Below are 20,182 nucleotides of genomic sequence, written 5' to 3'. Positions count from 1 at the left end.
ATATTTATTTCTTTAGTTGGTAAAGATATTGAGAATTTCCGTCAAATCTTTATATTATTTGAAGCTTTTGTATTCTTTATTGGAGCTATTTATTCGTTTAAATTATATAGACAGGAATACAAATAATTCACTTATAAGTACACTTGCAAATATATTTACAAGTGTACTTATAAGTGGAGATAACAGGGTTCTTGCTATGTACAGTAAAGTGAATTTTTCAAATCAGGGGTACTGTAAAGTGACAAAAAAGTTGTTTAATTTAAAATAAAGTCGCTTAAAAAATAATAAAGTTGTTTAAAAATCTAAGTTTTATTCAACAATCGGGCCATTTTGTGGAAGATCAGCAGAAACTTTTGAGATCTTAATCAAAATAGTAATTAATCTATCGAAGTTGTAAAATAAGGGTAAGAATAGTTCTGGGGGGATTTATATCAATTATAATGCTATTAATCTAAGCGAGAAACTGTCCAAATTCAGTGAACACTGGTCGCCCAAAGTCATTGGTGAAATGAATGACTATCAGTTTAAGTTGGTTAAGATTCTGGGGGATTTTGTATGGCACGATCATAAAGACACCGATGAGGTATTCATCGTGATAGACGGCGAGATGTCCATCACATTCCGCGATGGACAGGTTAAACTTTCCAAAGGAGAAATGTATGTGATACCAAAAGGTGTGGAGCATAAGCCTTATGCTGAAAAGGAATGCCATATAATGCTGGTAGAGCCTAAAGGTGTAGTCAACACTGGTGAAACTAATTCCAAACTAACTGCTGAAAATAATATATGGATTTAAATCAATAATTCAGTTACTTTCTCTGGATCAACATATAAAAGGAAGTTACATATTTTCCACAATCGGGCGCTATTGTTGAATAAAAATTAGATTTTTAAACGACTTTATTATTATATTTTTTAGTGTAGTGAAATACCTTACTTTAAAAATTAAACAACTATATTTTTAACCCCGTCCTAAATTTAGAACGGGGTTATGCTTGGTTGAGCGTTTAAAATTAAATAACTTTATTATCATTTTACAGGTACCACTAGCATTTTGAAAAAAACACGCTAAGCAAAAAAATAATACGCCGCCCATATGGATAGCTTATTTACATAATTCTCGTTAACGGAAATTAACTTATCGTTTATTTAAGATTAGTAATAATTCATAATATCTCTTTTACTTTTCCCAATAAACTTCTCCACTTTGAATTTTTTTTAAAACTTCTTTCCAACCTTCTTCTGTAAATTTATCCTTATCTGACTTTTTTACAGAAATTAGTTCTGAATACCCTACCTCTTCTGTCTTATTTTCTTTTGTTGAGATAGATTCTGCAACTTCAATCTTTTCAGGAACAATAGGGGTACTTTTTTGAGTTAATACAGTACTATATATTCCTACAATACCAAGCATCAAAGCAAAAGATAATATCACAGTGGTTTTATTCATCTTTTTTATATTCATCGAATTTATTACCTCCTTTTTATATTTTTATTGTATATCATATTCATGCTAGGTTAACATAACGTTTCATTATCAGTAGCAAGGAAATAGGCGGACCCTTACTCTCACAAGGAATCCGCCTTTTTCTTTTTCTATCATTCTATACATCTTTTTATACATTTCTATTGTGGCGCGGGTTTTCGGGTTCTCGTTTGTTATTGGATTAGCCGAAAAACTGTATAAAATCTTGCATGCTCTTAGCGGGGTGCCGCCAACAAAACACGATTTCGTACGCTAAGAAAAAAGCCTTGCTACATAGGTAATGTAGCAAAGCTTTTTTAAGTTGTTTAATTCTCGCTCCACTATCGGCTTTGTTAACTAACACTTTAATTATTTTAACAGCCTTTTGTTTAATTCCCACAAAGCCGTTTTGTTACTATCCCATTTTAAAAGCGTTACGGCTTCCTCAAAGCACAGCCATTTATAATTGAAGTGTTCTTTAGATAATTTAATATTTTTTGTAGGAACTTTAACTCCAAAAGAAAATTCTTTTATTACATAAACATCTTCGCCCCAAAGAAATTCACCAACTACATCCTCTACTGGTAGTGAAGACACAGAATCTAGTTTTATATATGGACTTTCTCTTGTAATACCAGCCTCTTCAAATGCTTCCCGTTTTGCTGATTCAATAGGAGTCTCACCATCTTCTCCACCACCAGCTATTCCTTGCCAATAACCATAATCACTTCGATTAAAAATGGCATATTGAATGGAATCGTCAGTTTTTATATAAGGAAATATCAATACTTGATACGGTGCTCTCATTGCTTAACCTCCTTCCGAAAAAATATGAACAATTTATTCACTAACTTGCTATTTTAGTAAATAAAGTATTTGCATTTAAACTTTATAAAACTCAAATGTATTTTTTTCTAAACATATTGTTTCATTGGAATTTTTGATAATAATATCAAAACGTTGACTATATGGATGCATAAACACTTCATACTGAATCCGACGTTCTTCATGAGACTTCCTTAAGTAATTAATATCGGCTCCTCTTTCAATAATATCACGGCTAGACCTTCTCATTAATTCTGTTTCTCCATCTGTATAGAAGTAAATTTTCAAATCAAATAAATTTGGATTAATAAATGCGACACTCATTCCTTCTACAATCGTCACCTTATTTTTCGTAGAAATTAACTCACTTTTTATATAATGTGTATCCATTGTATAAAAATCTAAACCAGCTCTTACCATTTGAACATCTCTTTCTAACGCAGACAAATGATGGGCTGATGGATGACAAGCTGTCATTTTATCATAATGATTTTCATTCTGATATGTATAGTGGATATTTGTATACTTTCGTACATTTGAACTAACAATGTATGGATCTGTATGGATCTGTATTAATATAACTCACTTTATTTTGATTTAATTGGTTTATGAGCTTATTGGCGAACGTTGTTTTTCCGGCAGCACCGTGTCCTGAAATGCCAATAACAATCTGTTCATCGGTCATACTAATCCAATTTATAATTTCTTGTAATAACTTTTTCATTATTCTCCCCCTGTTACTAATATACCCCCTTATTTACATCATCTTAATATAGAGGTATCCTACTGTAAAATCATGCATGAAGCGAAAAAAATGGTATGATTATCCATCGTATCATCTCTATTTTTAAAAAACTATAGTAATTTTCGAAGGATTTTATTGTTATTTGGTGTAGTACCACACGTCCATCAAGCTAATATTTTGAAGTGTCCCCAAAACGAAAATTTTATTATTTTACAGTTGTTTATAAGAACTTAGCTTATTTTCTTTGTTTTGGAGAACTACCAATTTCTTAAGTTGACGGATGTGTAAGGCTGCCTCACAAAGAACAATGTAAAAGTAACATCCATAATTTTGCACTCACCCTATTTTACGTTTACTCTGATTCTGTCATTTCATCTATATGAATCTGTTTTCCTGTGAATAGTTTGTAAAACAGATGTGTGCGAATATCTAACAATTTATGTAGCGCATGCCATTGGCTCCAATGGTGTGCGTTTTGATTATATATATATATGTTTGGAGTGCCGGTGGCACTTTTTCTTTATATCCTAATCAAAAAAACGTAGGCTCATGCATACCGATATTCACCTCCTACCTAAAATTGGTATTTCACACCTTCACATTTTTGAGGAATGAGTCTTTTGTCGGAAAACAATAAAATCTTATTAATTTTTATAATTAGTAGAATTTTTATAGAAATAATCTTCTTAATCTATTAAAATTATACCGAATGATGTCAGATTGTATCGTATGATGTCAGATTGTAATAAGGGGAGAGAAAATTTTATGTTGAAAAAAATCATTCCAGTTGCTTTAGCATTAAGTACAGTTACTTTTTCAAGTGTATTTGCTGCGCCTCCAGCTCAAGCAACTACAGAACCAAACCGCTACATAGATGTACAAATGCTCGGTATTAACGATTTTCATGGGCAACTAGACACTGTAAAGAAAATTAACAATAAAGATGCAGGGGGAATCGAGTACTTAGCGGCTTATTTACGTGATCATGAAAAACAAAATCCGAATACATTAAAGGTTCATGCTGGCGATGTTGTTGGAGCAAGTCCTCCTGTTTCAGCATTATTACAAGACGAACCCACGATTGAATTTCTAAATGATTTAAAATTTGATGTTGGAACCATAGGAAATCATGAATTTGATGAAGGTATTGAAGAAATGCACCGCCTTATTTATGGTGGATACCATGAAAAAACAGGGAATTTTAAAGGAGCAAAATTCCCATATGTTGCCGCAAATTTCTATAATAAATCCACCGGTCGTCTATTTTTACCACCATTTACTATAAAAAAGGTACAAGGAGTTCCTGTTGGCTTTATCGGAGTCGTAACAACAGATGTTCCTAACCTTGTTATGCCTACTATGCTAAAGAATGTAGAAATTATAGATGAAGTTGAAGCCATTAACAAATCCGTAAAGAAATTAAAAGAACTTGGCGTTAAATCTATCGTTGTTCTTGCACATAACGGAGGTACAACAGATGAGAACGGCGTAACAAATGGTGATCTCGTCCGACTAGCAAATGAGACTGATCCAGAAGTCGATGTTATTTTTGGGGGGCATAGCCACACCTATGTAAATGGAACTGTTAATAATAAACTTGTCGTACAAGCAAATTCTTATGGAATGGCTTTTGCTGATGTTGATGTAAAGATTGATCGTAAGACAAAAGATATTGTTGAGAAAAAAGCAGAAATTATTACAACCTACCATGAAGGCATAGAGCCTGATAAAAAAATAAAGAAAAAGATGGAGAAATATCAAGAAAAAATCGCACCTCTTGTCAATGAGGTTGTTGGTAAATCTACAGCTCCACTAGATCGAAAACAAAATACGGCCGGCGAATCTACTCTCGGCAATTTAATCACTGATGCTCAGCGTGCAACAATGCAATCCCAAATTGCTCTTATGAACCCTGGTGGTATTCGTAATGACTTAGATGCTGGTGATATTACATGGGGAGAGGTATATGGCATTCAACCATTCGGAAATCAATTAATAAAAGTTAATTTAACGGGTCAAGACATTCGTGATATTTTAAATCAACAATGGCAAAAAGACATAACAAGAATGCTTCAAATTTCAGGGATCCAATACACTTGGGATGCGAACAAGCCAAATGGAGAAAAAGTCACAAGTATTCGCTTAACAAATGGAGAAGAAATTATTCCTTCTAAAACTTACAGCGTCGTTGCGAACGCATTTCTAGCTTCAGGTGGAGATGGATTTGTGTCCTTTAAAAATGGGAAAGATGCTGAAACAGGACCAACTGATTTTGAAGCATTAGTAGATTATATAAAACAAGCAAAAGAACCAATTCAGCCTATTATTGATGGAAGAATTCAAAAAACAAATTAGCTTTTCATTAATCTCAAAATACCTAGATTACCTGTTCGCTATACTTTTTAGTGTGCAGGTAATCTAATTTTTCTTGTGTGGGTTTGAAATAAAGTCCTACCGTGGTCAACGGATTTACCATCGATATGCAAAGTACCGAAAAAAAGTAAAGCCAACAAAAAATAACCCCAAAATCAACTTTTATTGTTTATTTTGGGGTTATTTGACGTTTACATTAATTTGGACCGATTTGAATTATCTGGATATACTTTCCACCTACAATACTATATAGCTCTCACATGTTCAGAAAAACGGCTTTTTCTTTTAAAAACTTTGCTTAACGTACGAAATTCGCGTTTTGTTGGTGCTACACCATCCGCCATCAAGCTAAAATTTTATAGTACCCCCAGAACGAAATTTTTATCTCTCTACAGTTATTTATGTGAATTCAGCTCGTTTTTTTCGCTTTGGGGGATAATTAATTTTTTTAACTTGATGGCGATGAGGTGGTACCCCTACTAAACGAGCAATTATCTGGTGTCAATTTACATTTAAGGTTGCTCCAGCCATATTTGCATAAGATGGGCCTGCTGCTTGCATAACTATTGCGGTCATTACTGGAACCGTGACACCTACTCCTAAATTGATTATTGAGAAAATAATTACTAATAACAAATATGGCATATATGGATAAATTCACCAGAACATCCTTTTTTGTTGTATGATTAATTAGGTGGTATTATTTCTAAAATTAATCATGGAATTTCTTTAGCAAATCCTGAACTGTTTAATAGCTTAGTCGAAAACTGAATTGAACATGATGCCCTGCCGAAAGAAGTAAAAGAAGTTAATTAAGTTCTCTTTTAACCCTAGATAAACAGCAATATATGTTCTAATTCCCTTAAATGTTGTAAGGAGGTGGTGAAATTATGAATAAAAAAACTTGGTTTATATTTACTTTTTCAGCTATTTTAATAGCTGGTTATGCTGTTTTCCAATATTTTATTATGGATGGATTTCAAGCAGGGTTTGTTCAAATGAAGCTTATGTTTCTATCTAAAATGAGTGCATTTTGGTACATTATGTTATTTATACATATTGCAACTAGTGTAGTAGCATTAATAATTGGTCCTTTTACATTATCCACAAAATTTAGAGAAAAGAATATCAGTCGCCATCGAATGATTGGAAAAATCTATATGATTGGTGTATTATTTGGCTGCGTTTCAGGACTTTATTTATCCTTTTACGCTACGGGAGGATTAGTAGGAAAGCTTGGTTTCGGTTTGTTATCCGTATTTTGGCTAACATCGGCATATCAAGCATTAAACAAAGTTAAGAATAAAAAAATTCAAGACCATCGGAATTGGATGATCAGAAATTATTCCTTAACCTTTGCGGCAGTTACATTAAGAATTTGGCTACCTTTATTTGTATTGCTATTTGGACTGGAGCATTTCGAACTTAGTTATGCTGTTATTGCTTGGTTAGCGTGGGTGCCAAATTTAATCATTGCAGAATTATTTATAAGACAAAGTCTTAATAAAGGACAACAACAGAAAAATGCTGATTTACATTTTTGATGCAATTTATACGTAACTCGACTGAATCCCTTGATGGCAACCCGAAAGGAAGGCCGATGTCTTCCCGCCCTACATAAGAAGATCACCTTAGTGTGTCTTTTTTTTATTTTCAAAAGGACCTGCTCAATTCATAAATGCATAAAGTAAATTGAATCCGTTAAAACACATGAGTGAACCTTTGTCTTCCTCCTCCTATCTAAAAGAGGAACTGTTATGGGCTTTGGTGGTAGTTGTGGCGGCTGTGGCTTCGCTGGAGGATTTGCTTTATTAGTTGTATTGTTTATTTTATTAATCATCGTTGGAGCTGCTTGCTTCTGCTAAAAAACTATCGGAAAAGATCCCCGTGCTAAACAAAAAATAAAATAAGCTGCCCATATGGACAGCTTATTTTATTTTTGCTTAGCGTGTTTTTTTTGATGCATGTTGATCGTTTTTATCGTTTTGGAGTAACTCGTCCTTGTTAGCTTGATGGATATGGGGTATTTGCATCTCTTATCTTGATGGCAATGTGAAACTATCCCTAATATAAAAATACTTTGTCTTTACAAATAATACTCAAACATTTTTGCAACCTTTTCTTTCACTTTTTCTTTTATAGATAATTGATTGACGTCAGAGGATGTTACTTGCTTTGAATTTTGTAAGTCTGCGTTAATCACTGGTTTTATTCTCGAAATATAGATAGGGTCATGAATATAACAGTTCATTTCTTCATTTAAATGAAACGAGCGTGAATCAAAATTCACGGTCCCAACCATCAATACTTTTTCATCAATCAAAAATACTTTACCGTGTAACACCCCATTTTCATAACCATATACTTCCATCCCCTGTTTTAATGCTTTTCGGATATATGGATATGCTGCTTCTTTAACTAATAGTGCATCCGAATGAGGTGAGAATAGAATTTTGACACAGACTCCCCTCTTTCTTGCATCTACTAATGCGTTCCAAATAGTTCTGTCTTTTGGTATAAAATAAGGTGTTAATATAATGATGGATTCTTTTGCTTGTTGAAACAGCATTGCATAATCTTGCCCAAGTTTTTCTCCACTATAATATGCAGTAAATCGTTGCGAGGTTGCTCCCTTTTCCTTTACCGCATTGTGTATCGGAATCGGTTTCTCTGAGTTTTTATTCCAGTCTAATACAAATTGGTGTTCTAAATCTTGAACTCCTTCTCCTCGTATTTGAAGATGATAATCTCTCCAATAACCAAGTTTTTCTTTTTCCCCCAAATACTTCTTTCCGATGTTGAATCCGCCAATGTAACCAACCTTTCCATCAATAACTGAAATACGACGATGATTCCGATGATCCAAAGAAGAAAAAAGATAAGGGAAAACAGGTTTATTGTAATATGTAAAATGAACTCCTTTTTTAACTAATAATTCTCTTTCCTTTTTCTTTAGTAAAATTCCACCTAACCTGTCCACTGCATAGTATACTTCTACACCTTCCTGACTTTTTTTCCGCAATAGCTCTAGAAACTGATGACTTACTTTATCATCAGCAATAGAAAAAAAGTTAATATGCACGTAATGCTTTGCTTTCTCTATATCTGAGAATAATTGATCGTTTAACTGTTTCCCATCTGTATACATAGTAATATCACTTTGACGCATAGGGTAGACTAGAATTCTGGCTAAATACCCCATTTTTTTCGGCTATTGTTCTGTCAATTTCCCCCCAAACAAACAGAACTAAACATCCACCGATAAATAAAAAGAGGAATGCTCGGAAAATTCTTCCTATCTTTTTCAGCATATTTAATCTCCTTTATATATTATCGTTTTATTTCTGTTAGTTTTTGTTATTGGGACAAAACTATTCCATGCATCTATTAGCTAAAAAATTCTCCTTTGAATGATTAACTATAAAATTTCTCATTCGTATATCCCTAAAATTGGAAATCGTACTTTGATAACAAAATAGGCATTCTATATTTTGAAGTACATTTACAAGGAGGAATACTACATGACAGTAAGTACTAAACTTAAACAAACTATCGCTGGATTAAAGAGTGCTCAAGCATGCCTAGAAGGATTTGTTCTTGATACTGATAACAAGCAAGCAAAACAATTATATAAAGGTGCAGCACAACAAACTCAAGAAATTATTGAATCTTTAAATCCTCGTCTTCAACAAATTGAACATGAAGAGCCTCAGTACAAGTAATAACATAATACCTTTCACATAGAATATCGTCCCCATGGAAGAGTGCCCAGCTTAAATAACGATTATCATAATGCTGATTACGATTAAAGGGTATCGCCATATGCCCATCAACTTAAGAAGCGGAATACACAATCTGCGTATGCTTTTATGAAACGACTCGTTCAAACTTTTGGAGAACCAACGGTTCTGACAACAGATAAGGCCCTTTCTTTACTTTGTTCACTCAAAAAATTAAAGGTGAATGACTTTTATAAAAGTACTACTCATTCTACAATCAAACATTTCAATAATTACATAGAACAAGATCATCGCTATGTAAAGCGCCGGTTTGCTAAATCCTCAGGATTCTAACACTTCGCATAAATCTGTCCTTATAGGTCAAAATATGTAAGGTATTGTGCTGGAATGCACTTGCCTATTCTAAATAAGGAGTGAGATGAGTGGCTGATAAAAACGAACGTAACCGTGTTGATAATGATACTGGCAAAGCGGTAGGAACTGGTGTCGGTGCTGTCGCTGGAGCTGCTTTGGGTTCTGTTCTTGGTCCACTTGGTACCGTTGCAGGAGCTGTTGCAGGAGGAGCGATGGGTAACAAAGTCGGCGAAGGTGCCGATGAGGCTAATGACAGTGTTGCGAACCGAGAAGATTAGACTTTAACCAAAGTGACACTGAATGAATTGGATTCCCAAAAAGGGAGTCCTTTTTTTTATTAAGTTAATTCAGCTTTTTTAGGTAAATTCCCAGTAAGATTGTGAACCAATTCACTTAAAGTAACGTGTGCGTTAGTTCAACAAGCTATAAGCAGCAATCATAATCATTTTCTTGGTCTTCCGCAATCGGGCGCTATTGCTGAATAAACCTTAGATTATCAATCGACTTTATTGTTATATTTTTGAGTACAGTGAAGTATCTTATATCGGAAATTAAACAACTATATTTTAACCCCGTCCTAAATTTAGAACGGGGTTATGCTTGTTTTAGCTTTTTAAATTTAATAGCACCACCTAAATGGAAGTTTTACCTCGAAACGAAGAGGTAACTCCAATTCTAAAAGAAGGGACTGAAGTGTTTTGGAGTTTGTAGAGTTGATAGATGCTTCAAAATATGTTTCACCAAGTCGTGATAAACCTTTTAAAGCTTATAAGCATATTACTGAAAATTGGGATGATAACTGGGATAATGTAAATTCACAGTGGAAAAATATAATTGGAGGATTATCAATTTCTAGTGTCCAAGGTGAAGCCTTCAAGGAAGTTACTAGTACCATAGAAGGTTTCTTTAAGGAACAGGAATGACTTAATAGTCATTCCTGTTTGTTTTTTTGCGGTATCAAGTTAAGAAGCACATTCTTCCCCAAAAATCATAAAAATGAACTTCGGTGCTATAAAAAAATTCCATTTAGGGGGTACTTTAATATCCTAAAACAAAAAATGAGCTAAATCCTCCTAAATAGCTATATAGAGATAAAGTTGTTATTACAACATATTTTCCACTTTCAACTTAGTTATCATTAGAATGTTTTTCTATAAAATCAAGGATTCTGGCATTAACTTCGTTAGAGAACTCACCATTGATTGCGTGAGATGCATTTTTCCAGTTAACTATATCTATATCTTTAACGTATTTTTTCCCAGTTTCAACTGCTTTTACAGAATTGTGCATTGTACTTTTTTCAGCCATTAATGCAAGCACTGGAACATTGATATTTTTCAAGTCTTCTTTACTAAATAGATCAGGTGCTGGTGTTTTAAGTTTATAGTTACGCATACCCGACTCGATTAACTTAGCGATAGGCTCATCGTCATTTGTTTCTGCTCCTCCAGATACATAGCTTAACATCTTTTGTCTTATAAACTTAGGTACAATAGGGACGGCAGCTGGAATAGATGCAAGAATCATCTTTATGGGCATTTGCGCAAATACAAAGACTGGGTCCAATAAACTAGCCGTAGCAATATGCTCTGAATTATATCTGGCCAAATTCATTGTTGTCCAACCTCCAATGGAGACACCCACGATATGCACTTTTTCTAAACTTAATTCTTCAATTACTTCATTTAACCATTCTGCTTGTTGTTTTTGGTTTTCAATCACCTTCGTTTGCACACTCATTCCAGGTTCACCGAGTAAATCTATCGTGTAAACAGGCCTTTTCTCCCTTAGCCCTTCTAAATTGGGTACCCACATTGGAGTAGATGCACCACGTCCAGGGAGTAAGAGTATTGGCTCCTTATGTTTGTTTTCCTCTTTAGTAAAGTAATAAGCACGAATTGTGCCATATTTAGTTTTTATATCTTTCGTATCGTTAGGTTTTGGAAGAAGTGCCATTGATTCATCGTAGGCACTTTGAAAGTCTTCCTTTCCTTTTTCAGATGTAAAGTGACCAATCCTATTTTCATCTCTCTTCACTTGAATTCCTCCTTTCTACAAATATATTGATGAACTTTATCAATATATTCATGACAATAATCCGTTGAAAATTTATCTTCTTTAAGCCAAAATTCTCATTTAGAAAAAAGAAAAGACACCCTAAGGTGCCTTTCTCCGACTTGAACCATCTTAATTTTAATAATATATATTGGACTCCCATCCAAATATTATTTTACCATGTTAAGTTGTTTTGTTCATTGAGAAATATGGTTCAAATCTATATTTTGTTTTAACTACCTTTTTAAAGAATCTTCTAGGAATCCTTCTAATTCCTTTTTGATTTCTTCAGGTTTCATCTGGTCAACTGGTTTATAATTACCATTAGCATCATAGTTAGCCGAATCCTTTTTAGGATCATATGTAGATGGTGCCTCTTGTCCTGCAGATGAAGAAGGAACTGAGTTGGAATTCGTAGTAGTATTAACAGGTTCTTCTTTTTTCTTTATTTGATTCATATCAGAATTATAATCTGATTTAGTGTATTTTTTATTATCATTAATTACTAATTCTTTATAAAAAACATCCATTGTGTATTTGTCATTGCCATCAGAAATATGGAGATTGTCATAAATGCAACGGTTGTCATTCCCACATTTAATTAGGCTTGAAGATCCATCTAGCTTATTAACAGCATCTTGCATCACTTCATATTTTTCCATTGTTTCTAAATCGGACAATCGTTCATCTACATTTATATTAATGTTTACTGAAGTTCTATCTTCCTTTTTACCACCTTCTTTGTAACTAGCCTCTTCAATATACGGAAACAACTTGCTATCTTGTAATTTTTCCGTAGCATCTTCTTCTACAACTTTCATGTCTGCTGAACAACCAGTGAATATAAGACACGTAATAGCTATCAATAAACTCATAAATACTTTCTTCATATACATCACCCCTGATTTTATTTATGTCTGAGGACAAAATAAAATCACTCTTTCGAGTGCCTAATTACGACTAACTCCCAATTTCGATTCAACTTCAGTTAAACTAGCTACAGCATTGATTAGTTTTTGATCAGAAAGTTGGATTGATTTTTGAGCTTCATCCATTCTTTCTTTCATTGGAGCTACCCCTTTTATTCCTTGAGTTACAGCTCTTCCAGCATTACTTCTATAGTTCGTTGCTAGTCCAAAATCAACTCTGAATTTCTCAATCTTCTCTTTTAATACAGGATCGTTTAGCTTCGCACCGCTTTTAAACGCAGTATTTTTATTGGATAGTTCATCGTATCGATTTGTAACTGACTCCATTTTCTCTTTTAAAGTGTTCTTGTCAATAGATGCAGGATCTTTGCTTGCTTCGCCCCAAATAGGTCTCCAGTCCTGATTCCAAATTTCATCATATTCTTTTATCATGGCATCAATAGTAGGCTTGATTTCGTTTTCGTATGTAGCCTTATCAGCGTTTACAGCTGGCTTAGGTTCTTCCTTTTTCTTAGCTTCATCTTGTTGCTTCTTCTGTTCTTCTTTTATTGGAGCATCCTTTTTGCTTTCTTGTTTTGGATTAGTAGATGCTTTTTCTTTCGAATCATTACTACCATCAATAACTGCAGCAACAAAAATGATGACTACAATTGCTATTACCCCTAAACACCCAAACTTAAAAATTTTACCCATTATGTAGTTCCTCCAGTGGTTAAATGTAAGATTTACTGCACAAGCATAACAGAAACAGTTACAACTATTTTGTCATATTCTGTCGAAGAGCAATAAAAAAGACACCCTAAGGTGCCTTCCTCCGACTTGAACCATCTTAATTTTAATAATATGTATTGAGGTAGCGTCAGAAAAATGCTGATTTACAACGTTAAGGAAATTTCAATATTAAAAAGCCTAATTTCTCAATTAAATATAAAGAAATTAGGCTTTTTTCATTTAGTGATGAAACCCATTATCACATTTCGTATCATGTGGCATAGGCCCGTCCAGGGAATCCAGAAAGGCAACGGTCTGTTTGAGGTTCCTCAAAAATAAATGCGCGAGATCCATGGAAAATCCATTTCGAACCACAACGCGCATAATCGTCACCGCTTCCATATCTGGAGGCAATGGATAGGCGGGTACTTGCCAGCCGAACACACGCAATTGTCGAGATAAATCATAAAGATTCCAGTTTAATGTGTAACCATCTTTCAGTCGCCAAGCGAAAACCGGAATATCCGAACCATCGGACAAAAGTTCGAACGGTTCCATCTTCTGAATCGCCTTGCTAAGAAAAAGAGCGACTTTCTGAGAAGCCCTTTGGACATCATAGTACCCACTTTTCCCCAAACGCAGGTAATTGTAATATTGCAGGAGCACTTGTGCGCCAGGACGAGAGAAATTCAGGGCAAAAGTCGGCATGTTCCCGCCCAAATAGGAGACGCGGAAGATTAGATCCTCAGGGAGATCTTCAGCTTCCCGCCAAATTATCCAACCCAACCCAGGGTAGACTAATCCATATTTATGTCCGGATACATTGATGGACTTCACCCTCGGTAATTGAAAATCCCAGACTAAATCTGGTTGAAGAAACGGTGCTATAAATCCCCCCGAAGCCGCATCCACATGCATGGGAATGTCGAGGCCCGTCCTCTCCTGTAAATCGTCCAACGCTTTCGCAATGGCGGCAACCGGTTCGTAAACCCCGGTATAAGTCTCACCTAGAATCGGTACCACACCAATCGTATTTTCATCCACGGCAGCGAGGACCCCCTGAGGATCCAATCGGGGATGCTCTGGGCTAACCTTCACATAGCGTGGTTCAACCTCCCAATAGTTCGCGAATTTTTCCCACACGACTTGAACAGCAGAACTAAACACAATATTGGGCCGATCCACCGGCTTCCCTTCGCTTTTGCGTGCATTTTGCCAGCGTCTCTTTAACGCAAGCCCCCCGAGCATACATGCTTCCGACGATCCAGTTGTTGAAACGCCCATAGTCGTAAGGGGAGTGGGCGAATGCCAGAGGTTTGCTAAAATGCGGACACATCTCTCCTCAATTTCGGCTGTCTGTGGATATTCATCCTTGTCAATCATGTTCTTGTCGAATGATTTGGCATATAAGTGCTCTGCGGCAGGCTCCATCCATGTGCTAACGAATGTTGCAAGATTCAAGCGAGCATTGCCATCAAGAGCAATTTCATCATGGACGATTTGATACGCTGTTTCTGGTAACATGCCTTCATCAGGCATGTGAAAGCGCGGAACGACTGATTCTCCTTCGCGGGCAAACAGAGGATTTACAGAAAATTCGTGAGGCAGCTCCATTTGCACGTGACGCGGTAGATATTGTGGATTATCTGGCATGATCTCTTTTCCTTCGTATGCATCGTTTTGAACTTCTGCTTTTCGATCCTGTGGCATACAAGTCCCCCTTAATTAATTGTTTAACAAACATATTATTTACAAAAAAGCATTTGTTACACCAAGGGGACAATTCTAATAAAAGGTGCTGCCACCATTCGAATTAAAGGAGAAGCCATGAATGGACTTGCAAGAGCTATTTTCTTCGGAAAACAAGGTGAGCTTAGGGAACAAACCATACAGCATCAATTGCAAAGGGCCAGTGCCTTAAACATAATTATCAATGCCATCAGTATCTGGAATACTTTACTTCTAACAAAAGCAGTTAAATATCAAAGACGGATAGGTAGTTTTAATGAGGACTTATTGCATTATATGTCATCTTTAGGTTGGGAACATATCAATTTACTAGGAGAATACCATTTTAATTCAGAAAAAGTGGTCTCATTAGATTCTCTAAGACCATTGAAACTTTCTTAGTGTTGTAAATCCACATTTTCCTGACTCTACCCCATGCCCATCAAGCTAACCAAGTACACCATTTACAAATTCAAAAGAATCCCCCTCAAAGCATCGGCTTTAAGGGGGTCCTCTTAGTATTTTCTCTCTTCATACAATCGATTTGCTTTATATGAAAAAAAGAAAAACATACCAATCGCAGCTGGGATAAACAACCATGAAATGCCCCTCATTAATGCAAATGGTGTTTCAAATAAGAATGATCCTAAAAATGCTGCACCGTGCATATCCCATAATCCTGGTGTATAGTATAAGTCTTTCGGATTTAAAATCGCTCCTAAATCAATTGTATTATTAAACATAAATAGGATTAGCAGCGGCAAATAACATATCGCCACTTCTAAAAATGTCTTAGATAGACGCTTGTACTTCCCTGCTCGTGACATTTGATCTGAAAAAATGTCATCTTCACTTTCTTCATCTACCTTTTTAAAATATTGCGTACCAGACCACCATTTACCGGCTATATGCTTCCAGCCACTATCTTCAAATAATGTACAGTAATTAATAAAATCTTTTCTTCTATTAAATATTCTATGATCTATTTTAATTGTCGTATCTTCCGGTTCTGCGATTCTAAATTTATAACCGAATGTATTACTTTTTAGTTGATAGCCTTTCCAAGCCATCTCTTCTAACCATTTTTCCTCTTTCTCAAAGTCTAAAAAGAATTTCAATCTCCACATCTTCGCTTCCCCCTAACTATACATTTAATAAGCTTTTTGTAACCCCAATAATGTGCTGCATTCTCATAAAGTCTAAATGTAATACTTCTTTCCCCCGCTCAGTAATGACATACACTTTTCTTCGTTTATCTTCACTTTTTACGGATTCTATTAATTGTTGCTTTAATAAATTTTCAACCGCACCATACAATGTACCCGCCGCAATTTTCACTTGATGATTACTAAGTTCCTCCACCTTTTGCATAATTAAATACCCATGAGCCGGCTCCAGTAAAGCTAAAAGAACGTAATACGTCGTTTCCGTTAATGGTAAATTTTTATCTCTATTCATAAAGACCTCCAATGTAACGATAGATATATAGCCAAACTATATAGTTCGACTGCATATGTCAAATTAAGGTATAAAAAAACAACCTAGATCCTTCATGGATCTAGGTTGTTTTTAATAAGTAAACGTAATCGTCACCAAAGAATATCCTTCTTTTGCATTATACGGCTCAGCTTTATAAGAAACACGGTTCGCTCCTTGCGGATAACCGATTTCTCCAATTACTTTTTTCACATCTTGCAATGCGCCATCCATTGATTGTTTATAAAGAATTTCAATCTTTGCTGACTTTGTACTATAACGTTGCTGCATTTTATTTTTGAATTCATTATAGTTATTTGCGATATATTCATTTCCTAAATAATTTAACTTTGTATCTTTCAATATTTGCTGATATGCAGGTGTTTTCGTACCACCTGTCGCAATTTTATTTGTTAATGTACTATAATAGTTTGTTGTAGCTTGCGGATAGTCCCCTCGGTTCCACTCATGATTTCTTGCAATTTTCTCATCTGATAAGTTGAAATAAGAATATGTTACGCGGCCTTGTTCATCTGGCACCGGATCATCGAATGTTGTATCAAGGTGATACCATTTGTTTTCGATTTTCACCAAGTTCCAAGCATGAGGCTGACCGTCTCCAGTTCCTACTACAAAATGATTCTCAATTCCAGCTTCTTTTAATAATTGATAGGTTAATAGTGTGTAACCTTGGCAAACGGCAGAACGATTCGCGAGTGCCTCATATGCTGTATACGCTTTATAAGACGTATCGTAAGAAACATGTTTTACAACATAATCATGAATTGCCTTCACTTTTTCATGATCATCCATTCCCGTTTGAATAATAGAAGAAACGATTGCTTTCGCTTGTTTCATCACATATTCTGTTTGTTCTTTCGTTTCGCGATATGTAATCTTTAACGTAAATGTATAATTTCCAGGGGATCCAGAAAGTCCATATGAAACATTCGACCTATTATAATTTGTATACTCATTTTTACTTGCGACTTCTTTATACGCGTTAAAAAGTGTATTCATTACTTCTTCCTGATTACTATTTTTCGTTTTATATGGAAGTGTAATATTCGTTTCGTACGTATTAATACGTGTTTGCACTTCATTTTTGAATGCTGCTAATAATGCCGCATCTCCTGTATCTTGCACCGCAACCTCAGGCTTTTTATATTTCAATGCATTATATAAAAACTGTGCATACTGTTCACGCGTTACCGTTTTAGCTGGTTCAAATTTCCCGTCTCCTGTACCAGATGCAATCCCGTTTGACTGCACGGCACTAATCGCATTTTCTGCCCAAAATCCATTTGGAACATCATTAAATGTATGTTTTTGTTTAGCTGAAACTTGGAACGCATTTTTAATAATTTGCGCCATTTCTGCGCGGCTAACAGAATCTTTCGGTCTAAAACCGCCATTTCCATCACCTTTAAAAATCCCCAATTTCGTTAACGTTAAAACCTCTTCCGGAAACATTGTAGAACCTGAGCGAATATCTCCATACGGATTATTTAAAGTAGACCCATCTTGTAATACATAACGAGCACCATCATTACTAAACGTACCGCCTTGCTTATTCGGTACTAACACACGATAAATTAAAGCTGCAACTTGCTCCCTCGTCGCAACATCACCAAAACCAAACATCCCATTTCCATAACCTGAAATAATATTTTTGCTCGCTAAGTCTTTAATCGCAGGATAGGACCAGTGCGATGTAGGTACATCGGAGAAAGTACCCGCTTCAGAAGCTTTCATCTCACCAATATTTGTATATAATAAAGCGCTACCAATAAGCGTTAATGACGTAATTGATTTTAATAGTTTTGTGTACATAATGCATTCTCCCAATACGTTCTCTATTTATGTTATTTTTTGTCGAAAAATCTAAAAGACTATGACAAGAAACATTATACAATTAAAACTTTTCGGAGGATATATTAAATTTCAAAATATGCAAAAACTCATATTACTATAGTGATTCGTACTGATATTATGCTATTTTACTTGCGAATATATAAAGTGAAACTTTAATCAGTGGGGGTTTTGTTCATCCCCCACTGATTATTAGCCCGCACCAATCGGGCGTTTACGGGCAGCAGGGCTCCCACCTAACTTCTTTGCTCCAGCCGCATTTTAAGGTGTGAGTTTTACTGCCCACAAATAGCGGGATAAATAAAAAGAAAAACACTAATGTAACATTGTAAATATACATATCGCTTTTTGAGCTTTTATTTCGCTAAAATGTAGCCTAAAAAACAATGCTATCTCCATTAAAATCACAATATAATCCTGAGAACATACCTTTTAACATGATTCATTGTAATTAACTTAACTTTTTATTTGCTAAGAAACTTTGCAACAGAACCTAGTAAAGTCTCAAAAAATAACTTATTATCAATCAATATTTAGTAAAAATATATTAATTCTTTAGAATTTATTTAATTTTCATTATTATTTATTTAAGGTTATCCTTTATATTTATAATGTATTTATTTGAATTTATCATATTGAGGCAGAGTTTCACATGACTATAAGCAATTCGAAAAATGGAAAAAACAAGGTCCCCATTAGATTAATTATACTGTTTTTTTGCGTCTTTTATCTATTTATATTAATTACTATGCAGCTAAGAAAAGTACAATTCATTGATGGATATACATATAAGAATGTAGTTAAAAAACGAGAGAATGCGACAATTAATATTACAGTTCTGTGCGGGAAAACTTGGGTAAATTCAAAGGCATTAATACGGCAATTGATTGGGATCGTAATTACGGAAATGGTAACATATGAAAACGATGGAGAGAGGAAATAAAATGAATTTAGTGAACTTACGTCCTAAACAGCGGTCTAAGTATCGCATTCTACTAGGGACATGGTATTACTCTACAAAGAGGTACATTCAGTGGTTAGCAGATGGAAAAACATATGCAAAAACATTTCAACAAGAAAAGTTACCCTATACTGCGATTCAGCACCGAACGATACTACTTCGTAAGCTCAAAGATGTAGATATGTGGTATCAACAGAATAAAGTTGTTAATTTGAAGATTGCTATTAAACAACTAAATGGTATCGTCATTAGACCGGGAGAAACATTCTCTTACTGGCGTTTAATAGGTAAGCCTACGAGGAGAAAAGGGTATGTAGAGGGCATGATACTACACTATGGATCTTTTCAAGCAGGCATTGGAGGAGGGCTTTGTCAGCTTTCAAATTTAATATATTGGATGACCTTACATACACCATTGACAGTAACAGAGCGATATCGTCATAGTTTTGATGTCTTTCCTGATTCCAAGCGGACCCAACCATTTGGAAGTGGAGCGACTTGTTCTTATAATTATTTGGATTTACAAATCAAAAATGAAACGGACCAATCGTATCAACTTCACCTTTATATTACAGATAAGCATTTAGTCGGTGAGTGGAGAATTGCCCATCCGCAGCTTTATCAATATGAAGTATATGAAAAAGAACACTCAATCCAATCTGCATACTGGGGTGGTTATATACGACATAATGTTATTCAACGTAAAGTATATAATCAACAGAAACAGTTTATAGAAGACCAATATGTAACGGAGAATCACGCTATAATGATGTACGAACCATTATTAGCTTATAATAATGAGGAGGGTAAGTGAAGGTAACCTTGGTGTATCAAGTATTTTTGTCTAGTAACACACTACATGCCTCTCTTCATATAATTAATAGGCACAACCCTTTTTGCAACATAACTTTTTCTTGTTAAAAAACTTTGTAACAGAACCTCTTTTTA

At 34.9% G+C, this 20,182-nt stretch carries 18 protein-coding genes and 6 pseudogenes; 12 read left to right on the top strand and 12 right to left on the bottom strand.

The window, feature by feature from the left end; all coding sequences use genetic code 11:
- Both ABH957_RS25770 and ABH957_RS25765 read left to right on the top strand, forming a co-directional pair.
- A pseudogene (locus ABH957_RS25770) lies at positions 1–126 on the top strand (6-aminohexanoate hydrolase); the annotation flags it as partial.
- Between the two features lie 304 nt (positions 127–430).
- Positions 431–796, top strand: coding sequence for a cupin domain-containing protein (locus ABH957_RS25765; RefSeq protein WP_050001571.1), 366 nt, complete (start codon positions 431–433; stop codon positions 794–796).
- 384 nt (positions 797–1,180) lie between these two features.
- Here ABH957_RS25765 and ABH957_RS25760 read toward each other — a convergent pair whose 3' ends face one another.
- The 3 genes and pseudogenes from ABH957_RS25760 to ABH957_RS25750 all read right to left on the bottom strand — a co-directional run bounded on the left by ABH957_RS25760 (position 1,181) and on the right by ABH957_RS25750 (position 3,014).
- On the bottom strand, positions 1,181–1,465 hold the full coding sequence (locus ABH957_RS25760; protein WP_129146861.1) for a hypothetical protein: 285 nt from the start codon (positions 1,463–1,465) through the stop codon (positions 1,181–1,183).
- A gap of 369 nt (positions 1,466–1,834) precedes the next feature.
- Entirely contained in the window at positions 1,835–2,272 is a 438-nt protein-coding gene (locus ABH957_RS25755; RefSeq protein ID WP_001202613.1) for an NUDIX hydrolase, read from the bottom strand.
- A 75-nt stretch (positions 2,273–2,347) separates the two neighbouring features.
- Positions 2,348–3,014 (bottom strand): annotated as a pseudogene (locus tag ABH957_RS25750) (uridine kinase family protein).
- 786 nt (positions 3,015–3,800) lie between these two features.
- Between ABH957_RS25750 and ABH957_RS25745 the strand changes: the two are divergent.
- Entirely contained in the window at positions 3,801–5,390 is a 1,590-nt protein-coding gene (locus ABH957_RS25745) for a bifunctional metallophosphatase/5'-nucleotidase (RefSeq protein WP_404512503.1), read from the top strand.
- A 519-nt stretch (positions 5,391–5,909) separates the two neighbouring features.
- Here ABH957_RS25745 and ABH957_RS25740 read toward each other — a convergent pair.
- A complete protein-coding gene (locus ABH957_RS25740) occupies positions 5,910–6,053 on the bottom strand; it encodes a methylenomycin A resistance protein (RefSeq protein WP_252195824.1) in 144 nt (47 codons plus the stop codon).
- 245 nt (positions 6,054–6,298) lie between these two features.
- Between ABH957_RS25740 and ABH957_RS25735 the strand changes: the two genes are divergently transcribed.
- Positions 6,299–6,952, top strand: a complete 654-nt coding sequence (locus ABH957_RS25735; RefSeq protein ID WP_404455668.1) for a DUF2306 domain-containing protein — start codon at positions 6,299–6,301, stop codon at positions 6,950–6,952.
- A 213-nt stretch (positions 6,953–7,165) separates the two neighbouring features.
- Complete coding sequence (locus ABH957_RS25730; RefSeq protein ID WP_000505670.1) at positions 7,166–7,273, top strand: YjcZ family sporulation protein; 108 nt, start codon at positions 7,166–7,168, stop codon at positions 7,271–7,273.
- Positions 7,274–7,494: 221 nt separating this feature from the next.
- Here ABH957_RS25730 and ABH957_RS25725 read toward each other — a convergent pair.
- Positions 7,495–8,719 (bottom strand): annotated as a pseudogene (locus ABH957_RS25725) (phospholipase D-like domain-containing protein).
- 210 nt (positions 8,720–8,929) lie between these two features.
- Here ABH957_RS25725 and ABH957_RS25720 point away from each other — a divergent pair.
- The 4 genes and pseudogenes from ABH957_RS25720 to ABH957_RS25705 all read left to right on the top strand — a co-directional run bounded on the left by ABH957_RS25720 (position 8,930) and on the right by ABH957_RS25705 (position 10,425).
- Positions 8,930–9,130 (top strand): DUF1657 domain-containing protein, encoded by a 201-nt coding sequence (locus ABH957_RS25720; RefSeq protein ID WP_000218933.1) that lies wholly within the window; start codon positions 8,930–8,932, stop codon positions 9,128–9,130.
- Between the two features lie 114 nt (positions 9,131–9,244).
- Positions 9,245–9,478: pseudogene (locus ABH957_RS25715) on the top strand (DDE-type integrase/transposase/recombinase); the annotation flags it as partial.
- A gap of 92 nt (positions 9,479–9,570) precedes the next feature.
- Positions 9,571–9,780: a glycine zipper domain-containing protein gene (locus ABH957_RS25710; RefSeq protein ID WP_404446421.1), complete on the top strand. Its 210-nt coding sequence runs from the start codon at positions 9,571–9,573 to the stop codon at positions 9,778–9,780.
- A gap of 420 nt (positions 9,781–10,200) precedes the next feature.
- Positions 10,201–10,425: a hypothetical protein gene (locus ABH957_RS25705; protein WP_404491261.1), complete on the top strand. Its 225-nt coding sequence runs from the start codon at positions 10,201–10,203 to the stop codon at positions 10,423–10,425.
- Positions 10,426–10,630: 205 nt separating this feature from the next.
- Here the strand turns inward: ABH957_RS25705 and ABH957_RS25700 are convergent, their stop codons facing one another.
- From ABH957_RS25700 to gad, 4 genes are all read right to left on the bottom strand, one after another.
- Positions 10,631–11,539, bottom strand: a complete 909-nt coding sequence (locus ABH957_RS25700; protein ID WP_404446415.1) for an alpha/beta fold hydrolase — start codon at positions 11,537–11,539, stop codon at positions 10,631–10,633.
- 254 nt (positions 11,540–11,793) lie between these two features.
- Positions 11,794–12,453, bottom strand: coding sequence for a hypothetical protein (locus ABH957_RS25695; RefSeq protein ID WP_404512501.1), 660 nt, complete (start codon positions 12,451–12,453; stop codon positions 11,794–11,796).
- Positions 12,454–12,507: 54 nt separating this feature from the next.
- Positions 12,508–13,179, bottom strand: a complete 672-nt coding sequence (locus ABH957_RS25690) for a hypothetical protein (protein ID WP_003187718.1) — start codon at positions 13,177–13,179, stop codon at positions 12,508–12,510.
- Positions 13,180–13,437: 258 nt separating this feature from the next.
- Positions 13,438–14,907: a glutamate decarboxylase gene (gene gad, locus ABH957_RS25685; RefSeq protein WP_404491262.1), complete on the bottom strand. Its 1,470-nt coding sequence runs from the start codon at positions 14,905–14,907 to the stop codon at positions 13,438–13,440.
- Between the two features lie 105 nt (positions 14,908–15,012).
- On the opposite strand from gad, the pseudogene ABH957_RS25680 reads away from it, so the two are divergent.
- Positions 15,013–15,327: pseudogene (locus ABH957_RS25680) on the top strand (Tn3 family transposase); the annotation flags it as partial.
- Between the two features lie 113 nt (positions 15,328–15,440).
- Here the strand turns inward: ABH957_RS25680 and ABH957_RS25675 are convergent.
- The 3 genes from ABH957_RS25675 to ABH957_RS25665 form a co-directional block, all read right to left on the bottom strand.
- Positions 15,441–16,052: a DUF2812 domain-containing protein gene (locus tag ABH957_RS25675; protein ID WP_404455659.1), complete on the bottom strand. Its 612-nt coding sequence runs from the start codon at positions 16,050–16,052 to the stop codon at positions 15,441–15,443.
- A 16-nt stretch (positions 16,053–16,068) separates the two neighbouring features.
- The gene (locus ABH957_RS25670; RefSeq protein WP_001078071.1) at positions 16,069–16,383 is read right to left on the bottom strand and encodes a PadR family transcriptional regulator; all 315 of its coding nucleotides are present in this window, start codon (positions 16,381–16,383) and stop codon (positions 16,069–16,071) included.
- Between the two features lie 111 nt (positions 16,384–16,494).
- Positions 16,495–18,234, bottom strand: a complete 1,740-nt coding sequence (locus ABH957_RS25665) for an S-layer homology domain-containing protein (RefSeq protein WP_404455656.1) — start codon at positions 18,232–18,234, stop codon at positions 16,495–16,497.
- Between the two features lie 691 nt (positions 18,235–18,925).
- Between ABH957_RS25665 and ABH957_RS25660 the strand changes: the two are divergent.
- Together ABH957_RS25660 and ABH957_RS25655 are read left to right on the top strand one after the other, a co-directional pair.
- Positions 18,926–19,129, top strand: a pseudogene (locus tag ABH957_RS25660) (hypothetical protein); the annotation flags it as partial.
- Positions 19,130–19,217: 88 nt separating this feature from the next.
- On the top strand, positions 19,218–20,048 hold the full coding sequence (locus ABH957_RS25655; protein ID WP_044741177.1) for a VanW family protein: 831 nt from the start codon (positions 19,218–19,220) through the stop codon (positions 20,046–20,048).
- Positions 20,049–20,182 lie beyond the last annotated feature (134 nt).

Origin of the sequence: Bacillus sp. RC242, from assembly GCF_044908245.1 — a bacterium.
GTDB classification, from domain to species: Bacteria; Bacillota; Bacilli; order Bacillales; family Bacillaceae_G; genus Bacillus_A; species Bacillus_A mycoides.
Note: the sequence above shows the minus strand (reverse complement) of the source record. Positions and strands in the feature narration are given on the sequence as shown.